This is a genomic window from Hymenobacter telluris, assembly GCF_017313265.1.
GTDB lineage: Bacteria > Bacteroidota > Bacteroidia > Cytophagales > Hymenobacteraceae > Hymenobacter > Hymenobacter telluris.
Genome location: NZ_JAFLQZ010000007.1, coordinates 95193 through 113154, shown reverse-complemented (window position 1 = coordinate 113154; position 17962 = coordinate 95193). Strand labels below are relative to the sequence as shown.

The 17962-nt window shown below is 58.5% G+C and carries 17 protein-coding genes; 15 read left to right on the top strand and 2 right to left on the bottom strand.

The features are described 5' to 3' along the window. Positions 1-54: 54 nt before the first annotated feature. The 9 genes from J0X19_RS12600 (at position 55) to J0X19_RS12560 (ending at position 8450) form a co-directional block, all read left to right on the top strand. The gene (locus tag J0X19_RS12600) at positions 55-948 is read left to right on the top strand and encodes a cell division protein FtsX (RefSeq protein WP_206984721.1); all 894 of its coding nucleotides are present in this window, start codon (positions 55-57) and stop codon (positions 946-948) included. A gap of 107 nt (positions 949-1055) precedes the next feature. After that, a complete protein-coding gene (locus tag J0X19_RS12595) occupies positions 1056-1361 on the top strand; it encodes a DUF3098 domain-containing protein (RefSeq protein ID WP_206984720.1) in 306 nt (101 codons plus the stop codon). Positions 1362-1457: 96 nt separating this feature from the next. Then, complete coding sequence (locus J0X19_RS12590; protein ID WP_206984719.1) at positions 1458-2246, top strand: undecaprenyl-diphosphate phosphatase; 789 nt, start codon at positions 1458-1460, stop codon at positions 2244-2246. Between the two features lie 88 nt (positions 2247-2334). Beyond that, complete coding sequence (gene truB / locus J0X19_RS12585) at positions 2335-3156, top strand: tRNA pseudouridine(55) synthase TruB (RefSeq protein ID WP_206984718.1); 822 nt, start codon at positions 2335-2337, stop codon at positions 3154-3156. Between the two features lie 135 nt (positions 3157-3291). Further along, positions 3292-4248: a bifunctional riboflavin kinase/FAD synthetase gene (locus J0X19_RS12580; protein WP_206984717.1), complete on the top strand. Its 957-nt coding sequence runs from the start codon at positions 3292-3294 to the stop codon at positions 4246-4248. A gap of 59 nt (positions 4249-4307) precedes the next feature. Beyond that, positions 4308-5534 carry a carboxypeptidase-like regulatory domain-containing protein gene (locus tag J0X19_RS12575; protein WP_206984716.1) on the top strand — a complete coding sequence of 409 codons (1227 nt, stop codon included), beginning with the start codon at positions 4308-4310 and terminating at the stop codon, positions 5532-5534. Positions 5535-5559: 25 nt separating this feature from the next. Beyond that, positions 5560-6261, top strand: coding sequence for a CoA transferase subunit A (locus J0X19_RS12570; RefSeq protein ID WP_206984715.1), 702 nt, complete (start codon positions 5560-5562; stop codon positions 6259-6261). A 96-nt stretch (positions 6262-6357) separates the two neighbouring features. Then, positions 6358-7635 (top strand): serine hydrolase domain-containing protein, encoded by a 1278-nt coding sequence (locus J0X19_RS12565; protein WP_206984714.1) that lies wholly within the window; start codon positions 6358-6360, stop codon positions 7633-7635. Between the two features lie 161 nt (positions 7636-7796). After that, positions 7797-8450: a CoA transferase subunit B gene (locus J0X19_RS12560; protein ID WP_206984713.1), complete on the top strand. Its 654-nt coding sequence runs from the start codon at positions 7797-7799 to the stop codon at positions 8448-8450. Positions 8451-8548: 98 nt separating this feature from the next. Here J0X19_RS12560 and J0X19_RS12555 read toward each other — a convergent pair whose 3' ends face one another. Continuing rightward, complete coding sequence (locus J0X19_RS12555; protein WP_206984712.1) at positions 8549-9028, bottom strand: hypothetical protein; 480 nt, start codon at positions 9026-9028, stop codon at positions 8549-8551. A 94-nt stretch (positions 9029-9122) separates the two neighbouring features. Here J0X19_RS12555 and J0X19_RS12550 point away from each other — a divergent pair, with 94 nt between their 5' ends. The 5 genes from J0X19_RS12550 (at position 9123) to J0X19_RS12530 (ending at position 15820) form a co-directional block, all read left to right on the top strand. Then, positions 9123-10247, top strand: coding sequence for a T9SS type A sorting domain-containing protein (locus J0X19_RS12550; protein ID WP_206984711.1), 1125 nt, complete (start codon positions 9123-9125; stop codon positions 10245-10247). A 186-nt stretch (positions 10248-10433) separates the two neighbouring features. Continuing rightward, on the top strand, positions 10434-12146 hold the full coding sequence (locus J0X19_RS12545) for a bifunctional GNAT family N-acetyltransferase/carbon-nitrogen hydrolase family protein (RefSeq protein WP_206984710.1): 1713 nt from the start codon (positions 10434-10436) through the stop codon (positions 12144-12146). Positions 12147-12185: 39 nt separating this feature from the next. Next, positions 12186-12680, top strand: coding sequence for an RDD family protein (locus J0X19_RS12540; RefSeq protein ID WP_206984709.1), 495 nt, complete (start codon positions 12186-12188; stop codon positions 12678-12680). A 177-nt stretch (positions 12681-12857) separates the two neighbouring features. Beyond that, positions 12858-13577 (top strand): SDR family oxidoreductase, encoded by a 720-nt coding sequence (locus J0X19_RS12535; RefSeq protein ID WP_206984708.1) that lies wholly within the window; start codon positions 12858-12860, stop codon positions 13575-13577. A gap of 242 nt (positions 13578-13819) precedes the next feature. Beyond that, on the top strand, positions 13820-15820 hold the full coding sequence (locus J0X19_RS12530; RefSeq protein WP_206984707.1) for a DUF4394 domain-containing protein: 2001 nt from the start codon (positions 13820-13822) through the stop codon (positions 15818-15820). 130 nt (positions 15821-15950) lie between these two features. On the opposite strand, the gene J0X19_RS12525 is transcribed toward J0X19_RS12530, so the two are convergent. Next, complete coding sequence (locus tag J0X19_RS12525) at positions 15951-16691, bottom strand: RDD family protein (protein ID WP_206984706.1); 741 nt, start codon at positions 16689-16691, stop codon at positions 15951-15953. Between the two features lie 281 nt (positions 16692-16972). Between J0X19_RS12525 and J0X19_RS12520 the strand changes: the two genes are divergently transcribed. After that, positions 16973-17941: a stage II sporulation protein M gene (locus J0X19_RS12520; protein WP_206984705.1), complete on the top strand. Its 969-nt coding sequence runs from the start codon at positions 16973-16975 to the stop codon at positions 17939-17941. Positions 17942-17962 lie beyond the last annotated feature (21 nt).

The following is a 17962-nucleotide window of genomic DNA, read 5'->3' as shown; positions in this document are numbered from 1 at the left end:
AATTAACAATCAATAACAAACCCGCAACCATTCTCCGATTACCTTTGCCTCTGTATGCCCCCAACCCGTCCGACCCGTAAGAAAAAGCTTGGCAGCTACCCGCACACGATGGTAGTGTTCAGCATTACGCTGGCGTTGCTGGTGATTGGACTATTTGGCTTGCTCCTGATTCACGCGCACAAGCTCTCCAACCTAGTGAAGGAGAATATCGAAATGCAGGTGTACCTGGAGCGCGACTTGCCGGCTACCGAACTGCTACGACTTCAGCAGGACTTTTCGCGCAAGCCATACATTGCCTCGCGCGACAACAAGCCGCAGGTCCGGTTCCTGTCGAAAGAAGAAGGCGCCAAGCAGTTCATCGACCAAACCGGCGAAGACTTCAAGAACTTCCTCGGCGACAACCCCTTGCGCGACGCGTACATCCTGAAAATCAAGTCCGAATTTTCCGACTCATTGCAGATGGGCCGCATTGAGCGGGAGCTGAAGGCCGAGCCGGGCGTGCACGAGGTGCAGTACGTGCAAAGCCTTATTAGCTCCATCAACCAGAATGTGCGCAAGCTGAGCCTGGTGCTGCTGGGCTTTGCCGTGGTGCTGACCGTAGTGGTGACGGTGCTTATCAACAATACCATCAAGCTGGCTTTGTTCTCGCAACGCTTCCTGATTCGGAGCATGCAGCTGGTGGGAGCCACACCCTTCTTTATCCAGCAGCCGTTTTTGCGCCGCGCCACCTGGCAGGGTTTGGTCAGCGGGATTCTGTCGGCTTTGCTGCTGCTGGCCTTGCTGCAATACGCCTACCTGCAAGTAGCCGACCTGCGCATCCTCCGCGACGACCGGCTGATTGGTGCGCTACTGCTAGTAATGGTTGGGTTGGGCTGCGGAATCGGCTTCTTAAGTTCTTACCGCGCCGTGCGCAAGTACCTGGGCATGTCGCTCGACGAACTGTATTAGATGGATGGTGGGAGCTTGGAATCTGTTCAGTTCGCTGGCACTATAAAGACCCCAAATCCTTAGAACCTTGAAGAAATAAGACTACAAAAAATAAGACCATAAGCCTCATGGAACCTACGCAACAACCTCGCTTTGCTTTCGGGACGCGCAATTACCGTTTGATGTTCATCGGGCTGGCCGTACTGGCGGCTGGCTTCATCACCATGACGCTGGACACGGCCGACTACGGCGAAGGATTCCTCGGTATTACATTGGGCCCCATCCTGCTGATTATCGGTTTCCTGATTGAGTTCTGGGCTATCATGGCCCGGCCGCACGGCCCCGCTCCCATTGCCGCCGATGCCACCACCCGCGAAACGCTAGCGCAACAGCCCGCTCCCGCTGCACCAGTAGCTCCTACCTACAAGCGTTAATACATTGGGGTTTGGCGTATTATGGGCTTGGATATTGGCTGGAAAGATCAGCTAACATCCAAGCCCATAATACGCCAAACCCCCAAGACCCTACTTATGAATTATTGGCACGCGCTGCTATTGGCCATTGTAGAAGGCCTCACTGAATTTCTGCCGGTTTCCAGTACTGGCCACATGGTTATTGTTGCCAACCTGTTGGGTATCGGCCAGTTACCATTCACCGAAACCTACATTACCTCTATCCAGCTGGGGGCTATCCTGTCGGTAGTGGCGCTGTACTGGCGGCGTTTCCTGCAAAGCGTTGATTTCTACGTGAAGTTGATTGTGGCCTTTCTACCGTTTGGCATACTGGGCTTTCTGCTGAAAGATGTGATTGAAGAGCTACTTAAGAGCGTGACGGTGGTAGCTGTTTCGTTGGTGTTAGGTGGTATCGTGCTACTGTTTGTGGATAAGTGGTTTTCGGGTCCGCGCAAGGAGGTTACCACGCCTAATACCATGCAGGCGCTCAAAATCGGGCTGTTTCAGTGCATTGCCCTGATACCGGGCGTGTCGCGCTCGGCAGCTACCATCATCGGTGGATTAGCCCAAGGCTTCGACCGGCGTTCGGCGGCCGACTTTTCGTTTCTGCTGGCCGTGCCTACCATGTTTGTCATTACGGTTTATCAGCTCTACAAAACTTACAAAGTAAGTGCGCCCGGCGCCGACGACCTGAAGCTACTGTTGTTCGGCAATGTGGTAGCGTTTGTGGTGGGGCTATTGGCGGTGAAGTCGTTCGTGGATTTTGTGTCGCGCTTCGGCTTTCGGGCCTTTGGCTTCTACCGCATTATCGTGGGTGTTATCATTCTAGTAATGATTGGCTTGGGCATCGACCTGAAGCTGATTTAGTGAATTAGTATCTTTTTGCCTGTAAGCAGGCGCAATGTCATGCAGGGGCCAGACCTTTGCATGACGTTCTTTTTTAAGAGTTTGCCTGATGTCTGATACTGCTTTCCCCCCGTTCGATTTTGAAGCTGGCGAAGTTTTGTTACTCGATAAGCCCCTCACCTGGACTTCGTTTGATGTGGTGCGCAAAGTGAAAAACACGCTCCGCATCAAGAAAATCGGGCACGCGGGCACCCTCGACCCGCTAGCTACCGGCCTCCTGATTCTGTGCACCGGCAAGAAAACCAAGGAAATCGACCTGATTCAAGCGCAGGAGAAGGAGTACACTGGCACGTTCCGCCTCGGCCAGACCACGCCCAGCTTCGACCTGGAAACGCCCGTGGACGCGGAGCAGCCATTCGAGCACCTGACCGAAGCGGAAATACGGGAAGCCACCGCGCCCTTCACCGGCCTGATCGAGCAGACGCCCCCGCTGTTTTCGGCGGTGAAGGTGAACGGCGAGCGGGCCTACGAAGTAGCCCGGCGCGGTGGCGAGGCCGAAATCAAGAGCAAGCAGGTCACTATCCGGGAGTTTGAAATTACCCGCATTGCCTTGCCCGACATAGACTTCCGGGTGACATGCTCGAAAGGCACTTACATCCGCAGCCTCGCCCGCGACTTTGGCGCGGCTCTGGGCTGTGGCGCCCACCTCACCAAGCTGGTGCGCACCCGCATTGGGGAGTACCGCCTTTCGGAGGCCCTGAATATGGAACAGATTGACGCGTTGCGTCCACCCCGTCCCGAAGGTGAAGCCAGCCGCCCGCCCCGCCAGCAGAAGCAACGCCGCCCCGAACGCCGGGCCGGGCTGGAGTATTTCAACGCCAACAACGCGGCCACCGAACCGGATAGCCCTACTAACAGTGCTATAGAATAACTTTCGCCTCGGAATGCGGACCAGCATGTGTTGGGCCTCGTACAAACGACGTTGCCCGCGCATTGTCTAGCGCTTTTTACAGCCCGCCAACCGTAAGCAATGCAACCAATTCTATCAGCGCAAAATCAGTAGTTTATGCAAGTCGTTCGGGACCCGGCGCAGTTTCCGCATCTTCAGGGCAAGGCGGTTGTTACCAGTGGCACGTTTGATGGTGTGCACCTGGGGCACCAAAAGATTCTGCGGCGGCTGCGCGAAGTAGCCGAACAGAGCGGCGGGCCAACGGTGGTTATCACCTATTGGCCGCACCCGCGCCTGGTACTGGGCCCGCCGCCCTCCCACCCCGAACTGCTGGCGTTGCGCCTACTCAACACGCTGGAAGAGAAGGCCGCCAAACTGGCCGAATTTGGCGTGGACTACCTACTGGTGGTGCCTTTCACCAAGGAGTTTTCAGCCCGGACTTCCGAAGAATACATCCAGAATATCCTGCTCGACACGGTGGGCGCTGGTAAGCTAGTCATTGGCTACGACCACCGCTTCGGCAAAAACCGGGAAGGCAGCTTCGAATACCTAAGTGCGCACGCCGACCGATACGGCCTGAGCGTGGAGGAAATTCCGCGCGAAGACGTGGATGCCGTGGGCGTAAGCAGCACTCGCATTCGGCGCGCTCTGGAAAGCGGCGACATCCTGACGGCCAGCCGCTACCTCGGCTACCCCTACCAGCTTACCGGCACCGTAACGCAAGGCCAGCAACTAGGCCGTACAATAGGATGGCCGACGGCCAATTTGCGCGTAGAGGAGCCGCTGAAGCTGATTCCGGCGCGGGGTGTGTACGCCGTAATGGCTACTACGGCCGAGGGCTCTCACCACGAGGCCATGCTCAACATCGGGGTGCGGCCCACCGTGGGCGGCGACCTGGCCGAAACCATTGAAGCGCACCTGCTGGACTTTAGTGGCGACCTGTACGGGCAGCCCCTCACGTTGCAGTTCATTGCCCGCCTGCGCGACGAGCAGAAATTCAACGGCCTCGACGCTTTGAAAGCCCAGCTGGCCCTGGATGCCGACGCGGCCCGGCAGCACTTGGTGGGCGGGTGAAATCGGTGAGGTGCATGATACTGTGCTGCTCATCACCGGCCCGTTGTACATCGTCAAGGGTGCGTTATGCAGCTATTCTGCTGCTCTTTCTGCTGGTTAACACCACCGGTGGCTGGGCGCAGAGCACTCTGAACGGCACTATCCGGGACTCTCTGACACAGAAGCCGTTGGAGCTTGCCAGCGTGTTTCTGGCGAATACCACCTACGGTGCCTCCACCAACGCCAGCGGGCAGTTCACGATAAAAAACGTACCCGCCGGACCCTACGACCTTATCGTGTCTTATGTGGGGTACCAGCTGTTCAAGCGCCGCATTACGGTGGGCAATGGCGCGCAGCCGCTGGAGCTACTGCTCACTCCGTCGGCCCAGCAGCTAAAGGGTGTAACGGTGCGGCCCAACCCAAACCGCGAAAGTGACTACCAGAAGTTTGCCGAAACGTTTCTGGGGCGCACCAGCTTTTCACGGCAGTGCCGCATCCGCAACCCCGATGCCGTGCTGGTAGCCTTCGATGCCGAGCAAAACCAGCTAACCGCCAGCAGCCCCACGTTCGTGCAGGTTGATAACGATGCGCTGGGCTACCGCGTCAAGTATTACGGGCTGGAATTCACCTTGAACTTCAAGCAGCAATACGTGTCGTTCTACGGCTGGCCGGTTTTCGAGGAGATGACGCCGCGCCGCAACAAGCAACGGCAACGCTGGCTCACCAACCGCGAAAAAGCCTATCGAGGCTCCCTGACACACTTTCTGAAAAGTGTGCGCGACAACGACTTAGCCCAGCAGGGCTTTCTGGTACGGAAGCTGCGCATCGTGCCCAACCCCCGCTTTGCCCGCACCGACAGCCTGCGCAAAGCGCTGCTGCGCGCCCGCCGCAACCAGGCGCTAACCGCCGCGGAAATGGATTCTATTGACCGGTGGGTGAAGATGCCGCCTAATTTTTCCATGCTTTATATGGCGGAGCGCCCTATTGACAGCTTGCGCCGGGCTGAATTTACACCCAAGCGAGTGTACCTGCGCTTCTCTGATTATCTGCAAGTCAGCTATTTGCGCGAAGCGCCCGACCCGCTCTACCAGCCGGCGCGGCCGTTTGGTGCCCCGCCCGGTCCTGTTGCCCGGCCCATCCGGCAGATTTCGTTGCTGACGCTCACGCAGCCGGAAGTTGAGATTCTGCCTAACGGTCAATTGGTGGAACCACTGGCCGTTTTAACCGATGAATACTGGGCATTCGAGAAAATGGGTGAACTTTTACCCCTCGATTACCAACCGCCACCTAGTACCACTCCCCGCTAATCCACCGAATTCCACCCGCTGCCTTATGATCAACAAAGTAGTTTCCGACGCCCAAACCGCTCTGCACGGCCTCACCGATGGCATGACGCTCATGCTGGGTGGCTTCGGCTTGTGCGGCATCCCCGAAAACTCCATCCAGGAAATCCTGCGCCTCGGCGTGAAAGACCTGACCTGCATCAGCAACAATGCCGGCGTTGATGATTTTGGCATTGGGCTATTGTTGCAGCAGCGGCAGGTGCGCAAGATGATTTCCAGCTACGTGGGCGAGAATGCCGAGTTTGAGCGGCAGCTGTTGAGTGGCGAATTGGAAGTGGAGTTACTGCCACAAGGCACGCTGGCCGAGCGGATTCGGGCCGGGGGCGCGGGCATTCCGGCCTTTTACACGCCCGCCGGCTACGGCACCGAAGTAGGCGAAGGCAAAGAAAGCCGGGAGTTTAATGGCAAGATGTATTTGCTGGAAACCGGGTTGAAAGCAGATTATGCCTTTGTGAAAGCCTGGAAGGGCGACACCGCCGGCAACCTTATCTACAAAGGCACCGCCCGCAATTTCAACCCCATGATGGCCACGGCCGGCAAAATTACAGTGGCGGAGGTGGAAGAGCTGGTGCCCGCCGGCGAGCTGGACCCCAACCAGATTCACACGCCGGGCATCTTCGTGCAGCGCATTTTCCAGGGCCAGCACTACGAAAAGCGCATCGAGCAGCGCACCGTACGCACGGCCAATTAACTATTTTTCCGCAGTAGCTCGCAGAGGTACGCAGTGTGCTGACACCTGAACACTGCATACCTCTGCGCGAACCTCCGTGAGAAATTCATCTAGGCTATGAAAAACACCGTTCTTCTGTTCCTGGCACTGACCATCGGCGGCCAGGCCTACGCCCAAACAGCTGCGCCAGCCAAGGCCAAAGCCAGCAAAGCGCAAACCCTCACGCCCAGCCCGGTGCCCATGCCCGGCATCGACCGGCTGCTGGAGGAATACACGGCCGACACCCGCGTAGCCGGCGCCATTGCGCTGGTAGCGCACAACGGCAAGATTGTGTACCGCAAGGCGTTCGGCTACGACGACCTGGGCGCCAAAACGCCGCTCAAGCCCGACGCCATTTTCCGGATTGCCTCCCAAACCAAGGCTATTACCAGCATTGGGTTGATGTTGCTCTACGACGAAGGCAAATTCCAGCTCGACGACCCGATTTCCAAGTATCTGCCGGCCTTCCGCAACCCCAAAGTGCTGGCTACTTTCAACGAGAAGGACTCCACCTACACCACTGTACCAGCTAAGTCGGAAATAACCATTCGGCAGCTGTTTACGCACACCTCGGGCCTCGGCTACCCGCTGATTGGTAGCAAGGAAGCCAAGGCCATTTACGCGAAAGCGCACGTGCCAAGCGGCATTGGTACGCCCGCTGGCACGCTGGCCACGGCCATGGACGCCCTGGGACCGCTGCCGCTGATGCACCAGCCGGGCGAGAAATTTACCTACGGCCTGAGCATTGATGTGCTGGGCCGCCTGATTGAAGTGCTCAGCAAGCAGCCTCTCGACCAGTACCTGCGCACCCGCCTGTTCGAGCCGCTGAGCATGCGCGACACTTACTTCTACCTGCCCGCCGACAAGCAGAATCGTTTGGCCGTACTCTACGCCGAAAACGACGCCAAGGCCACCGTGAAGCAAAGCGGCATGTACGGCATGAGCCCGGACTATCCGAAGGACAAAGGCACTTACTTTTCGGGCGGCGCGGGCTTGTCTTCCACCATTGATGACTACGCCGTTTTTCTGCAAATGCTGCTCAACGGGGGTGAGTACAATGGCCGGCGCTACCTGAAACCGGCCACCGTGCAGCTCATTACCAGCAACCAGATTGGCGCCCTGGAGCAAGGCCCGAACAAGTTCGGGCTGGGCTTCAGCATCACTACGGCCAAAACCGCTGAGGCCTCGGGCCTGTCGCAAGGCTCGTATGAGTGGGGCGGTATTTTCGGCACCACGTATTGGGTGGACCCCAAGCTGAACGTGGTGGCCCTGCTTTACACCCAAAAGTACCCCAACACCACCTCCCGCGACCTGCCCGGCAAGTTCAAGCTGCAAGTCCGACAAGCAGTTCAGTAGTGCCTGGTGCTTAGTTGGTAGTGCTTGGTGCTTAGTGCTTAGTACTTACGGTTGTTTAAAAGAACATCCTAAGCACTAGGCACTAGGCACTAAGCACTACCAACTAAGCACCAAGCACTACGCACCAAGCACTACCAACTAAGCACTACGCACCAAATTTCATGTTAGACAAACACGGCATTGCCAAACGCATAGCGCAGGAAGTGCGCGACGGGTACTACGTCAACCTCGGCATCGGCATCCCGACGCTGGTAGCCAACTACATTCCGGCGGGTATCAACGTGGAGTTACAGTCGGAAAACGGCTTGCTGGGCATGGGGCCCTTCCCCACGGAGGCGGAGGTGGACCCCGACCTCATCAACGCCGGCAAGCAAACCGTAACCACGCTGCCCGGTTCCAGCCTGTTCTCCTCCGCCGACTCGTTCGGCATGATTCGGGGCGAGCATGTGGATTTGACCATTTTGGGGGCCATGGAAGTATCGGAAACCGGCGACATTGCCAACTGGAAGATTCCGGGTAAGATGGTGAAAGGCATGGGCGGCGCCATGGATTTGGTGGCGTCGGCCAAGAACATCATTGTGGCCATGCAGCACGTAGCCAAAGATGGTAGCAGCAAACTGCTGCCGGCCTGCACCCTGCCCATCACTGGCCTGCGTTGCGTGAAAAAAATCGTAACTGAACTGGCCGTGCTCGATGTAACGCCCGACGGCTTTGTGTTGCGCGAACGGGCGCCCGGCGTGAGTGTGGAGCAGATACAGGCCGCTACCGCCGGCAAGCTGGTAATACCCAATGAGGTACCAGAAATGAGTTCGTGAAATGGCGAAATTGCGAGGTGGTGAACTGGTGAGTCTGACGTACTGCTTGTGCTAACTGCGCATTGCACACGGGTAAAACTCACCATTTCACCACCTCACTATTTCTGGGTGCGGCGGTACGCCTGGGCCATGATGCGGGCGGCGGCTTCGGGGGTGAAGTGCGAGAAGTACTTCAGTAAATGTGCTAGAGCGGCGGGGGCACTGAGGCTGCCCGTGTGCACCGCTTCGGCGAGGTATTCGGCCAGGGTGTCGGGGTGGCCGGTGAGGGCCGGAAACTCGTGGGCGGTTTTGTAGCGGGCCAGAATATCCACCCGCAGCCAGTCGGGGGCGCCGGGCACTTGCGTGAGCAGGCGCTCCATCACCAACTGCACTTCGTCCATGAACAGCGTGCGCACGAGGCCGGGCGGCGCGGGCACCGCTTGGCCGGCCGCGGCTACCAGCAGCACAGCAGCGGGCATGGCGGGCTGCCAGCGGTGCACATCGGGCGGGGCGCACAGCCAGGCCGTGGGCGGAAAGCTTTCGGGCGAGGCCAGCAGCCGGCCCAACGTTTGCAGACGACGTTCTTCGGGCGGAAGCATGCTGCAAGGTACAACAGCTCGTCCGGATGGCACCTAACCCGGTGCAGGTGCTATATTCGGGGGTTTCAATGCCTTATCTTCCAACCCTTCGCCTATGCGCCACTCCTACGCTGCCGTTCTTGCTTTCTCGCTGCTACCTGCTGGCTTGGCGCTGGCGCAAACCTCGCCCGTTATCACCCGCGCCGACATGCCAGTGGCCACCGATACCCTGCGCCAGAGCATGGCCACCCCTATTCTGCCTGGCAGCGTGCCGCCTCTCACGCAGCGCGGCCCCAACCAAACCTGGAACTACAGCACGCTGGTACCCATCAGCCAGAATGTGGCGCGCTTTACGGCCGTGCCCAATCAACCGCTGTACACATTCACCTTCAACTCGGTGCTGAGTGGCAGCAACCGCGCCACGGTGGCCGCGCCCCAAACCATTCCGCTGCCGCCCGGCATCAGCCTGCCCATCACCGACCCGTACCAGTTCTACAACGCCTCGGCCGCTGATTTTCGGTCGGTGGGTTACGGAGCCAGCCTGAGCGGCACGGCTGTTCCCATCACATATGCCAACGCCGCCCAGCAGGACGTTGTCTACCGGTTTCCGCTGAGCTACGCCAGCACGCCCGATTCCAGCAGCTCGTTTTTCAGTATCAGCGTGCCGGGCACCGGGTACCTGAGCCAGCGCCGCAAACGGGTGAACCGGGTGGATGCCTGGGGCAGCCTGACCACGCCGTTCGGCACCTTCCAAACGGTGCGCGTGGTTACCCGCATTGAAGATCAGGATAGCATTTCGGCCATGGGTATCAACCAGGGAATTACGCTGCCCGTTATGCGCGAGTACAAATGGCTGGCGGTGGGCCAGCACGTGCCGTTGCTGACTATCACAACCACGCGAGTGGGCAACCAAGACGTGGTAGCCAGCGTGGAGTACCGCGACGTGTACCGCCGCCTGTCGGCGCTCGGCACGGCCAGCCAGCTTCCGGAAACGGCCCTGAGCTTGTACCCCAACCCCGTGACGGGCACGGAACCGTTGCGCTTGCAGTTGCCGGCGGCTGGCCCCGTTTCCATCAGCGCCACCGACCTGACCGGCCGCGTGCTGTTCAGCTACAAGCTGCCGCACGCCGCACGCGAAACGGTAGTGCCTGCCGCGGCTTTTGGTGCGTTCCGGGGCGTGGCATTGCTGCGGGTGCAAACCGCAACCGGCATGGCGGTGCGGCGCGTGGTGCGGGAGTAAGTTTCTTAGCCCCCACTTTATGGATGGTACAAACGCCGGTTCTGCTTGCTCAGGACCGGCGTTTTTGGGCTTAGATGCACCACTTTCCCGCCAAACTTGTTGTGTGGCCGTATTACTAGCGCCGTATCCGCTTGGCGGAGCGGTATTTTTGCACTTCTTCCACGACATTCTCTTCAGACGACGTATATGGCAACGAGTTCAAACGGTAAGGTCGGCGGTAGCCACGCCAAAAAAGTAACGCCCGAAGGCAAGCAATCCGGCTCCATAGCCGAACTGCTTACGCCCACGGCTGTTCCGGCCCATAAGCTGGTGCTGCGCACGTTGCGCCGCTCCGATTTCAAGGCCATCAAAGGCATCATGGACCAGGTGTACTCCAACATGGAAGGTGCCTGGTCGGCCGACGAGTTCAGTGCCCTGATTCGGAAGTTTCCGGAAGGCCAGATTGGTATTGAGGACAACGGCCGGCTGGTAGCGGCGGCTTTGGCCATCATTGTTGATTACCAGAAATTCGGCGACAAGCACACCTACGCCAAAATCACCGGCAACGGCAAGTTCGACACCCACAACTCCGACGGTGACACGCTCTACGGCGTGGACGTGTTTGTGGACCCCGAGTACCGCAGCTTGCGCCTGGGCCGCCGCCTCTACGATGCCCGCAAGGAACTGTGCGAAAACCTGAACCTGCGCGCCATGGTGGCCGGCGGCCGGATTCCCGGCTACGCGCAGTACGCCAACGAAATGACGCCCGCTAAATACGTGGAAATGGTGCGCAACAAAGAGCTGGTTGACCCCATCCTCACGTTCCAGCTCTCCAACGAGTTCTACGTGCGCAAAATCATCCGCGGCTACCTTCCCTACGACTCCGAAAGCAAGGCCTACGCCACGCTGCTGGAGTGGATCAATGTGTACTACGAGGAAGAGGAAAAGCTGATTGGCAACCAGAAAAGCAACGTTCGTATTGGCATTGTGCAGTGGCAGATGCGCGCCACCCGCAGCCTGGAGGACCTGTTGCAGCAGATTGAGTTCTTCGTGGACACGGTATCAGGCTACAAGGCCGACTGCGTGATGTTCCCCGAGTTTTTCAACGCTCCGCTGATGGCCCTCACCAACGAAGATTCGCCGGCGGTGGCCATTCGGGCCATGGCGGCCTTCACGGCGCCCATCAAGGCCAAGATGATGGAGCTGGCCGTGAGCTACAACATCAATATTGTGGCGGGCTCGATGCCGGTGTACGAAGACGAAAAGCTGCACAACGTGGCCTACCTCTGCCGCCGCGACGGTACCGTGGACGAGCAGTACAAGCTGCACGTCACGCCCGACGAAGCCAGCTACTGGGGCATGCGCGGCGGCGACAAGCTGAAGTGCTTCGACACCGATTTCGGCAAAATCGGGATTCTGGTGTGCTACGACGTGGAATTCCCGGAGCTGGCGCGCATGCTGAGCGACGAAGGCGTAAAGATTCTGTTCGTACCGTTCTGGACCGACACCAAGAATGCCTACCAGCGCGTACGTATCTGCGCGCAGGCCCGCGCCATCGAAAACGAGTGCTACGTGGCCATTACCGGCTCGGTGGGCAACTTGCCGCGCGTAGAGAACATGGATATTCAGTACTCGCAGAGTGCCGTGTTCAGCCCCTCCGACTTCGCCTTCCCGCACGACGCCATTGTGGCCGAAGCCACCCCAAATACGGAAATGACCCTCATTGCCGACCTCGACCTGGACTTGCTGAAAGACCTGAACACCAGCGGCGCGGTGCGCAACCTGCGCGACCGGCGCAAGGATTTGTACTCGCTGAGCTGGACCGTTAAGAAGACGGAGCGTGACGAGGAGCTACTGGCCCAGGGCACCGAGGAGCGGCACCCACGGGTGAGCAAGCGCAAGGCGGTTGCAGCCGGGTAAGTTTCTGTGCATCTTGTAGGCTCACTATATAGCCACATTATGCAACAGCACTACCACGACGACCAGGATTACACAGACGAACGAATTGAAAACCCCTCGGTATTTGCGGAGCTGCTGAACTCGCCGCTGGCCATGACCCCGGCCACCACGGGCCAGCGCATCCTCAACTATGTTGTGGACTTGGTTGCGTTTTACATCATCATATTTGTCTTTGCCATAGCGTATAGCATGATAGCAGCCTTCAGCGGCAACCAGGAAATGGTTAATGACTTAGACAGCCCGTGGACCACCGTGGTCAGCTTTCTGATTCTGCTGAGCTATTATTTTATCATGGAATCCTTGACGGGCCGCACGATGGGCAAGCTGGTGACGCGCACCAAGGTGGTGATGGAAGACGGCTCTAAGCTCACTGCCAAAGCGGTGATGCAGCGCACACTCAGCCGGCTTATCCCGTTCGAGGCTTTCACTTTCTTCGGTAGTGGGCCGGGCCTGCACGACCGGCTGGCCAACACCCGGGTGGTAAAGGCGAGCTAATCGAGCAGCCACTAGCAAAAGCCAGGTTATAATGAGTGACCTTGAAAAAGCCGGTCGGGAACGTTCCCGACCGGCTTTTTTGTGGAGTTGTGGGCTAATTGCACTTAAACCCGCTTTTATTTCCCTAAACTTCGGTCCCCAGCTCCCCATATTTCTTTCTTCATCAATTCCCATTTCATGAAAAACATCCTCATCACCGGGGCCAACCGGGGCTTGGGCCTGGAACTCACCCGCCAGTACCTGGAGCGCGGCAACACGGTATTTGCTGCCGCCCGCCAACCCGAATCCGCCACCGACCTGCACCAGCTGCAAAGCCAGTACGCCGGTAAGCTCCACCTTGTGCAACTCGACGTAACCGATGAAGCTTCCATTGAAGCCGCCCGGCAGACCGTAGCCAACCTCACCGGCCACTTGGATGTACTGGTGAACAACGCCGGTATTTTCCCCGGCGCGGGCCCCGAGGACCCCGCCAAGCAACACCTCGGCGGCTTGACGGCGGGCAATGCGCTGACTTTCCTGAAAGTGAATGCCGTGGGGCCGCTGCTGGTGGCACAGGCGTTTTTAGACCTGCTGAAAGCGGCCAACAAAGCCCGCATCGTCAGCTTATCGTCGGGGCAGGGCTCCCTGACGTGGAAGGCCTCCGCCGAGCCGTACCATTATTCGGCCAGCAAAGCCGCGCTGAACATGTATATGCGCGCGTTGGCCGCCGAAGTAGGTATCTACGGCGTTATTTCCATTCTGGTGGACCCCGGCTGGGTGCAAACCGGTATGGGCGGCAGCACCGCCGCCCTGCCACCCGCCGATTCGGCGCGGGGCATTATTCGCCTGGCTGAGCAGCTGCATGCCGAGGAAAACGGCAGCTTCGTGACGTGGCAGGGGCAGCCGGTACCTTGGTAATCTGGTACATATTTATGTGCACCGCAGCGGGTGGCCTTCCTTGGGAAGGCCACCCGTTTTTTTATGACATGCTCATTTTAAGCGTGTTGACTGGCAAAAGCCGAAAGCCATTTCTTAACATGCGGATTTTCAAGCCATTAAAAGCGAATTAAAGCCAATCCATATCGAAACCCCTGCTCGTATGAACATCACCGAGCAAGACACTATAGCTCACATTTCATCCATTTCTCCTTCCAATTAGCATGACCAGAAAAATTACTTCCCGGACCAATTCCTTCCGTACTGCTGTGTTGGGACTAGCCGCGTTGGGCCTTTCCATTGGCGCCGCCCAAGCTCAAACTGTGTACGGACTCAGCACCACCAGCACTACTACGGCTAGCCTAGTAACGTTTAATGTCACTACGCCCGGCACTTTCACGGCAACTTTGCCTATCACTGGCGTTACGGCTGGCCAAACCTTAGTAGGTATTGATGTGCGCCCGAACACGGGAGAGGTATTTGCGCTGGGCTACAACCCAACCGGCACGCTTGCGCAGCTTTACACTATCAGCCGCACTACGGGGGTTGCAACGGCAATAGGCACTGCCCTCACCCTGAATCTGGGTTCTGATATAGCGCGCATTGGTTTTGACTTCAACCCAACGGTGGACCGGATTCGGGTAACGGCGGGCAACAGAGCAAACTTCCGCCTTAATCCTAACAACGGCGCCCTTGCTGCCACGGATGGCTCGCTAGGCTACGCCGCCGGGGATGCCAATGCGGGGCAATTCCCAGGCGTTGGGTCGTCGGCTTACACCAACAGCTACATCGGTTCCACAGCTACCACGCTCTACAACCTCGACGAAACAGCTAGCCGGCTGGTTACGCAGATTCCGCCAAACGACGGTATTCTTAACACGGTTGGCGCGCTGGGCGTAGCCACCAACGGTGCGCTGCAAGCCTCCGACCTCGACATCTACTTCAATCCGAGCAATGGCACCAACGTAGCGTATATGTCTACTACCATTGCTACCGGTACCACGGCGGCCACTTCCACGCTCTACACCGTAAACCTAACCACCGGCGCTGCTACTTCGGTGGGTGCGCTGGGTACGGGGCCGTTTGTGGCCATCACCGACATTGCCCTGGCTATTGACCGGCCGGCTACGCTGCCTGCCATTACGGGCCAGTTGGCTTACGCGCTGGCTGGCACCAACCTGATTACGTTTGATACGGCGCAGCCAACCCTGATTCGCACTTCGCTGGGCCTTACCGGAGTAGCCGCCACTCAAACCCTGGTTGGCCTGGATGTCCGCCCACTCACCAATACGCTGTACGCCCTGGGCTACAATGCCGCTGCCGCCGCCGGCACCGCCAACGCGCAGGTGTATTCCGTAAATGCTGCCACGGGTGTAGCCAACCCCATTGGCGCGGCTATTACGCTGGATTTGGGCACGGGCGTTACCGGCTTTGATTTCAACCCGACCGTAGACCGGATTCGGGTGGTGGGCGCCAACCGCAACAACTACCGCCTCAACCCCATTACCGGCGCGCTGGCTGCCACGGATGGGCAAGTGGCCTACACCACGGGCACCAACACACCAAACATTGGGGCCGTAGCGTACACCAACAGCTTTATGGGAGCTGGCTCCACGTCCACTACCATGCTCTACAACTACGACCTGACCCTGAACCAGCTGAACACGCAGGCCACTGCCAACCCACCAGCTGATGGGCAGCTCACCGCCGTTGGCAGCTCGGGCATTACAGTGAATGCCACCACGCCAAACGTAGACCTGGATATTTTCAGCCCCGCCCAGGGCACCAATACCGCCTACATGGTGGCCAATACGGGTACTTCTGCCAACACCTCGCTCTACACCGTGAACCTGACCACGGGTGCCGCTACTGCGGTAGGAGCCATCGGCAACGGTATAGCCGCCCGCAATATTGCCGTGGCCGTAGCTACGGGCGTAGTAAACTCCAACCGCCAGGCGGAGCTGGCAACCAACCTCTCGCTCTACCCTAACCCATTAGCCGGAGTAGCTCGGGTGAGCTTCGGGTTGCCACGTGCGTCCCGCGTAGAACTGACCGTGACGGATGCCCTGGGCCGCACCATCGACCGGGTTGACGCTGGCCTGCGCGCTGCCGGCCCACAAATAGTTGAGTGGAACCGCAAAGGCCAGACGGCTGGCATATACTTCTTCCGCCTCAGCTTCAATGGTGAGCCCGCCGGCACCCGCCAGGCCATCATCACCGAATAAACCACGGCAACTGCCTAGTAGCAAAAAGGCCAGCCCATTATGGGCTGGCCTTTTTTTGTTGGCTGTGCTACCGGATACAGGTTTGCTGATTCCTGATTAAGCATCCATTCTCAGCGGTAACCGTCAACTACTAGCCTTGCATGGCGGCCAGGTGGGCATGGTCGCGGATGACGGTGCGCAGGAATGCTTCGTCGGGTAGCTCGGTGTAGATGCCGGTTAGGTCCTTCACTTTGTTGGCAACTTCGTGCAGTAGCTGGTAGTTGTCGTGCTCCAGGCCTTTTTGCAGCAGTTGCCGGATGGTAGCCACGTCGTGGTCGGCGAGTTGGTCGGCTTGCGGGAACACCACCACGTAATCAGGAGGAGTAACGACGGGCGCCAGTGCTCCGGCGGCCTGCCGCGGCCGGGTGCTTACTACAGTGGTACCGGCGGCCATGTCGCCGAGGCGCTGCCCCCGGCCGTTGGCCAGAATGGTGATAATGGCCACCAGCGGCCCTACCACGGGCAGGCTCATATCAATGAGCCGCAGCAGCCAGCGCAATAAGTAGTCGCCGAGTTGGGGCTGAGTGCCATCCAGGCGAATAACCTTGATGTGGCGCGCTTTCTTGCCGATGCTTTGGCCGTTGAAATATATTTCGCTCGCCAAATGATAGAACACATAGGGCACCGCCGCCACAATGCCAAAGACAACGATGAAAGGCACCGATTTCTGCCCCCCGGTCCCGGCAACCAGCGCGAATAAGAGTCCGCAGGCGGCCAGCCAGGCAAACAGCACCAAGTAGTCGATGATGGCCGCCACGATTCGGTCGCCCACGCTGGCTACCTCATATTCCAGGGAAACGTTTTGGGTGGTATGAACTCGGATAGTACTCATAAACTGAATGGCTGGCGGCGCCACAGCAGCGCCGGAATTAATACAGGAAGGATGCGGGGCAGCCCGGAAAAATTGACAATCTTCGCCAAGCTGACCATGCTGCAAATTAGGCGTTGCTGGTTGATTGTTGGTGGTTACTTGCTGATTGTTGAAGCACATGAGTATGCTGCCCATCTGCACTTAGCTGCCACCGCTCAGCCGCAGCTACCAGAACCGCTATTTTTCGTTGGCCAATTATTCCATAATTCTCTTCCGTTAATCCATCAGCAACCCGTTACTCTATGCGTGAAGCGGTATTTCTGCGGCAGAACGAAGCCCGCTGGAAGCAATACGAAAGCACCTCTGCCACTGACCCCGACGAGCTGGCGGCCCGGTTTGTAGCCCTCACCGACGACCTGGCCTACGCCCAGACCTTCTACCCGGCCTCGCCCACTACCCGCTACCTCAACGACCTGGCGGCCAAGCAGCACCAAACCATCTACAAAAACAAACCCGAGCAAACCAGCCGCTTCCGGGACTTTTGGGCGCGCGAGCTGCCGCTGCTGGTGGCCCGCCACCATACCACGCTGGCTTGGTCGCTGATCCTGTTCACGGTATTTACCCTGATAGGCGTGCTGTCGGCGGCCTACGACGACACCTTTGTGCGGGTGGTGCTGGGCGATGCGTATGTGAACCAAACCCTGGAAAACATCAAGAAAGGCGACCCGATGGCCGTGTACAAAGGCCAGAGCGAAACCCCAATGTTTCTGATGATTACCATCAACAATATCTACGTGTCGTTGGTGGCGTACGTGCTGGGGGCTACGCTGGGGTTGGGCACGGTGTGGGCGCTGTTTCGCAACGGTGTGATGCTGGGGTCCTTTCAATATTTCTTCTACCAGAAAGGCGTGCTGTTGCCGTCGGTGCTCACCATCTGGATTCATGGCACTCTGGAAATTTCGGCCATTGTGCTGGCGGGTGGGGCGGGCTTCGTAATGGCGCGGGGCCTGCTGTTTCCGGGCACTTATTCCCGCACCGAGGCCTTCCGGCAAGCCGCCCGCGACGGCCTGAAGCTGGCTATTGGGCTAGTGCCTATTTTCATTGTGGCGGGCTTTCTGGAAGGGTTTGTAACGCGCCACACCGAAATGCCAATGGCGCTAAGTTTACTCATCATTGGTTGCTCGGCGGCTTTCATTGTTTGGTACTTCATTGTGTACCCCCGCTACCTCACCCGCCAAGTGGCCGCGGCACCTGCTCAGGCAGCCCATTGATGCGCTGCGCACCCCTCGTCT

Bases quoted from the DNA above. Each gene is read 5' to 3' on its own strand.
- J0X19_RS12600 (WP_206984721.1), top strand. From the start codon at position 55: ATGCCCCCAACCCGTCCGACCCGTAAGAAAAAGCTTGGCAGCTACCCG.
- J0X19_RS12595 (WP_206984720.1), top strand. From the start codon at position 1,056: ATGGAACCTACGCAACAACCTCGCTTTGCTTTCGGGACGCGCAATTAC.
- J0X19_RS12590 (WP_206984719.1), top strand. From the start codon at position 1,458: ATGAATTATTGGCACGCGCTGCTATTGGCCATTGTAGAAGGCCTCACT.
- truB (WP_206984718.1), top strand. From the start codon at position 2,335: ATGTCTGATACTGCTTTCCCCCCGTTCGATTTTGAAGCTGGCGAAGTT.
- J0X19_RS12580 (WP_206984717.1), top strand. From the start codon at position 3,292: ATGCAAGTCGTTCGGGACCCGGCGCAGTTTCCGCATCTTCAGGGCAAG.
- J0X19_RS12570 (WP_206984715.1), top strand. From the start codon at position 5,560: ATGATCAACAAAGTAGTTTCCGACGCCCAAACCGCTCTGCACGGCCTC.
- J0X19_RS12565 (WP_206984714.1), top strand. From the start codon at position 6,358: ATGAAAAACACCGTTCTTCTGTTCCTGGCACTGACCATCGGCGGCCAG.
- J0X19_RS12560 (WP_206984713.1), top strand. From the start codon at position 7,797: ATGTTAGACAAACACGGCATTGCCAAACGCATAGCGCAGGAAGTGCGC.
- J0X19_RS12555 (WP_206984712.1), bottom strand. From the start codon at position 9,028: ATGCTTCCGCCCGAAGAACGTCGTCTGCAAACGTTGGGCCGGCTGCTG.
- J0X19_RS12550 (WP_206984711.1), top strand. From the start codon at position 9,123: ATGCGCCACTCCTACGCTGCCGTTCTTGCTTTCTCGCTGCTACCTGCT.
- J0X19_RS12545 (WP_206984710.1), top strand. From the start codon at position 10,434: ATGGCAACGAGTTCAAACGGTAAGGTCGGCGGTAGCCACGCCAAAAAA.
- J0X19_RS12540 (WP_206984709.1), top strand. From the start codon at position 12,186: ATGCAACAGCACTACCACGACGACCAGGATTACACAGACGAACGAATT.
- J0X19_RS12535 (WP_206984708.1), top strand. From the start codon at position 12,858: ATGAAAAACATCCTCATCACCGGGGCCAACCGGGGCTTGGGCCTGGAA.
- J0X19_RS12530 (WP_206984707.1), top strand. From the start codon at position 13,820: ATGACCAGAAAAATTACTTCCCGGACCAATTCCTTCCGTACTGCTGTG.
- J0X19_RS12525 (WP_206984706.1), bottom strand. From the start codon at position 16,691: ATGAGTACTATCCGAGTTCATACCACCCAAAACGTTTCCCTGGAATAT.
- J0X19_RS12520 (WP_206984705.1), top strand. From the start codon at position 16,973: ATGCGTGAAGCGGTATTTCTGCGGCAGAACGAAGCCCGCTGGAAGCAA.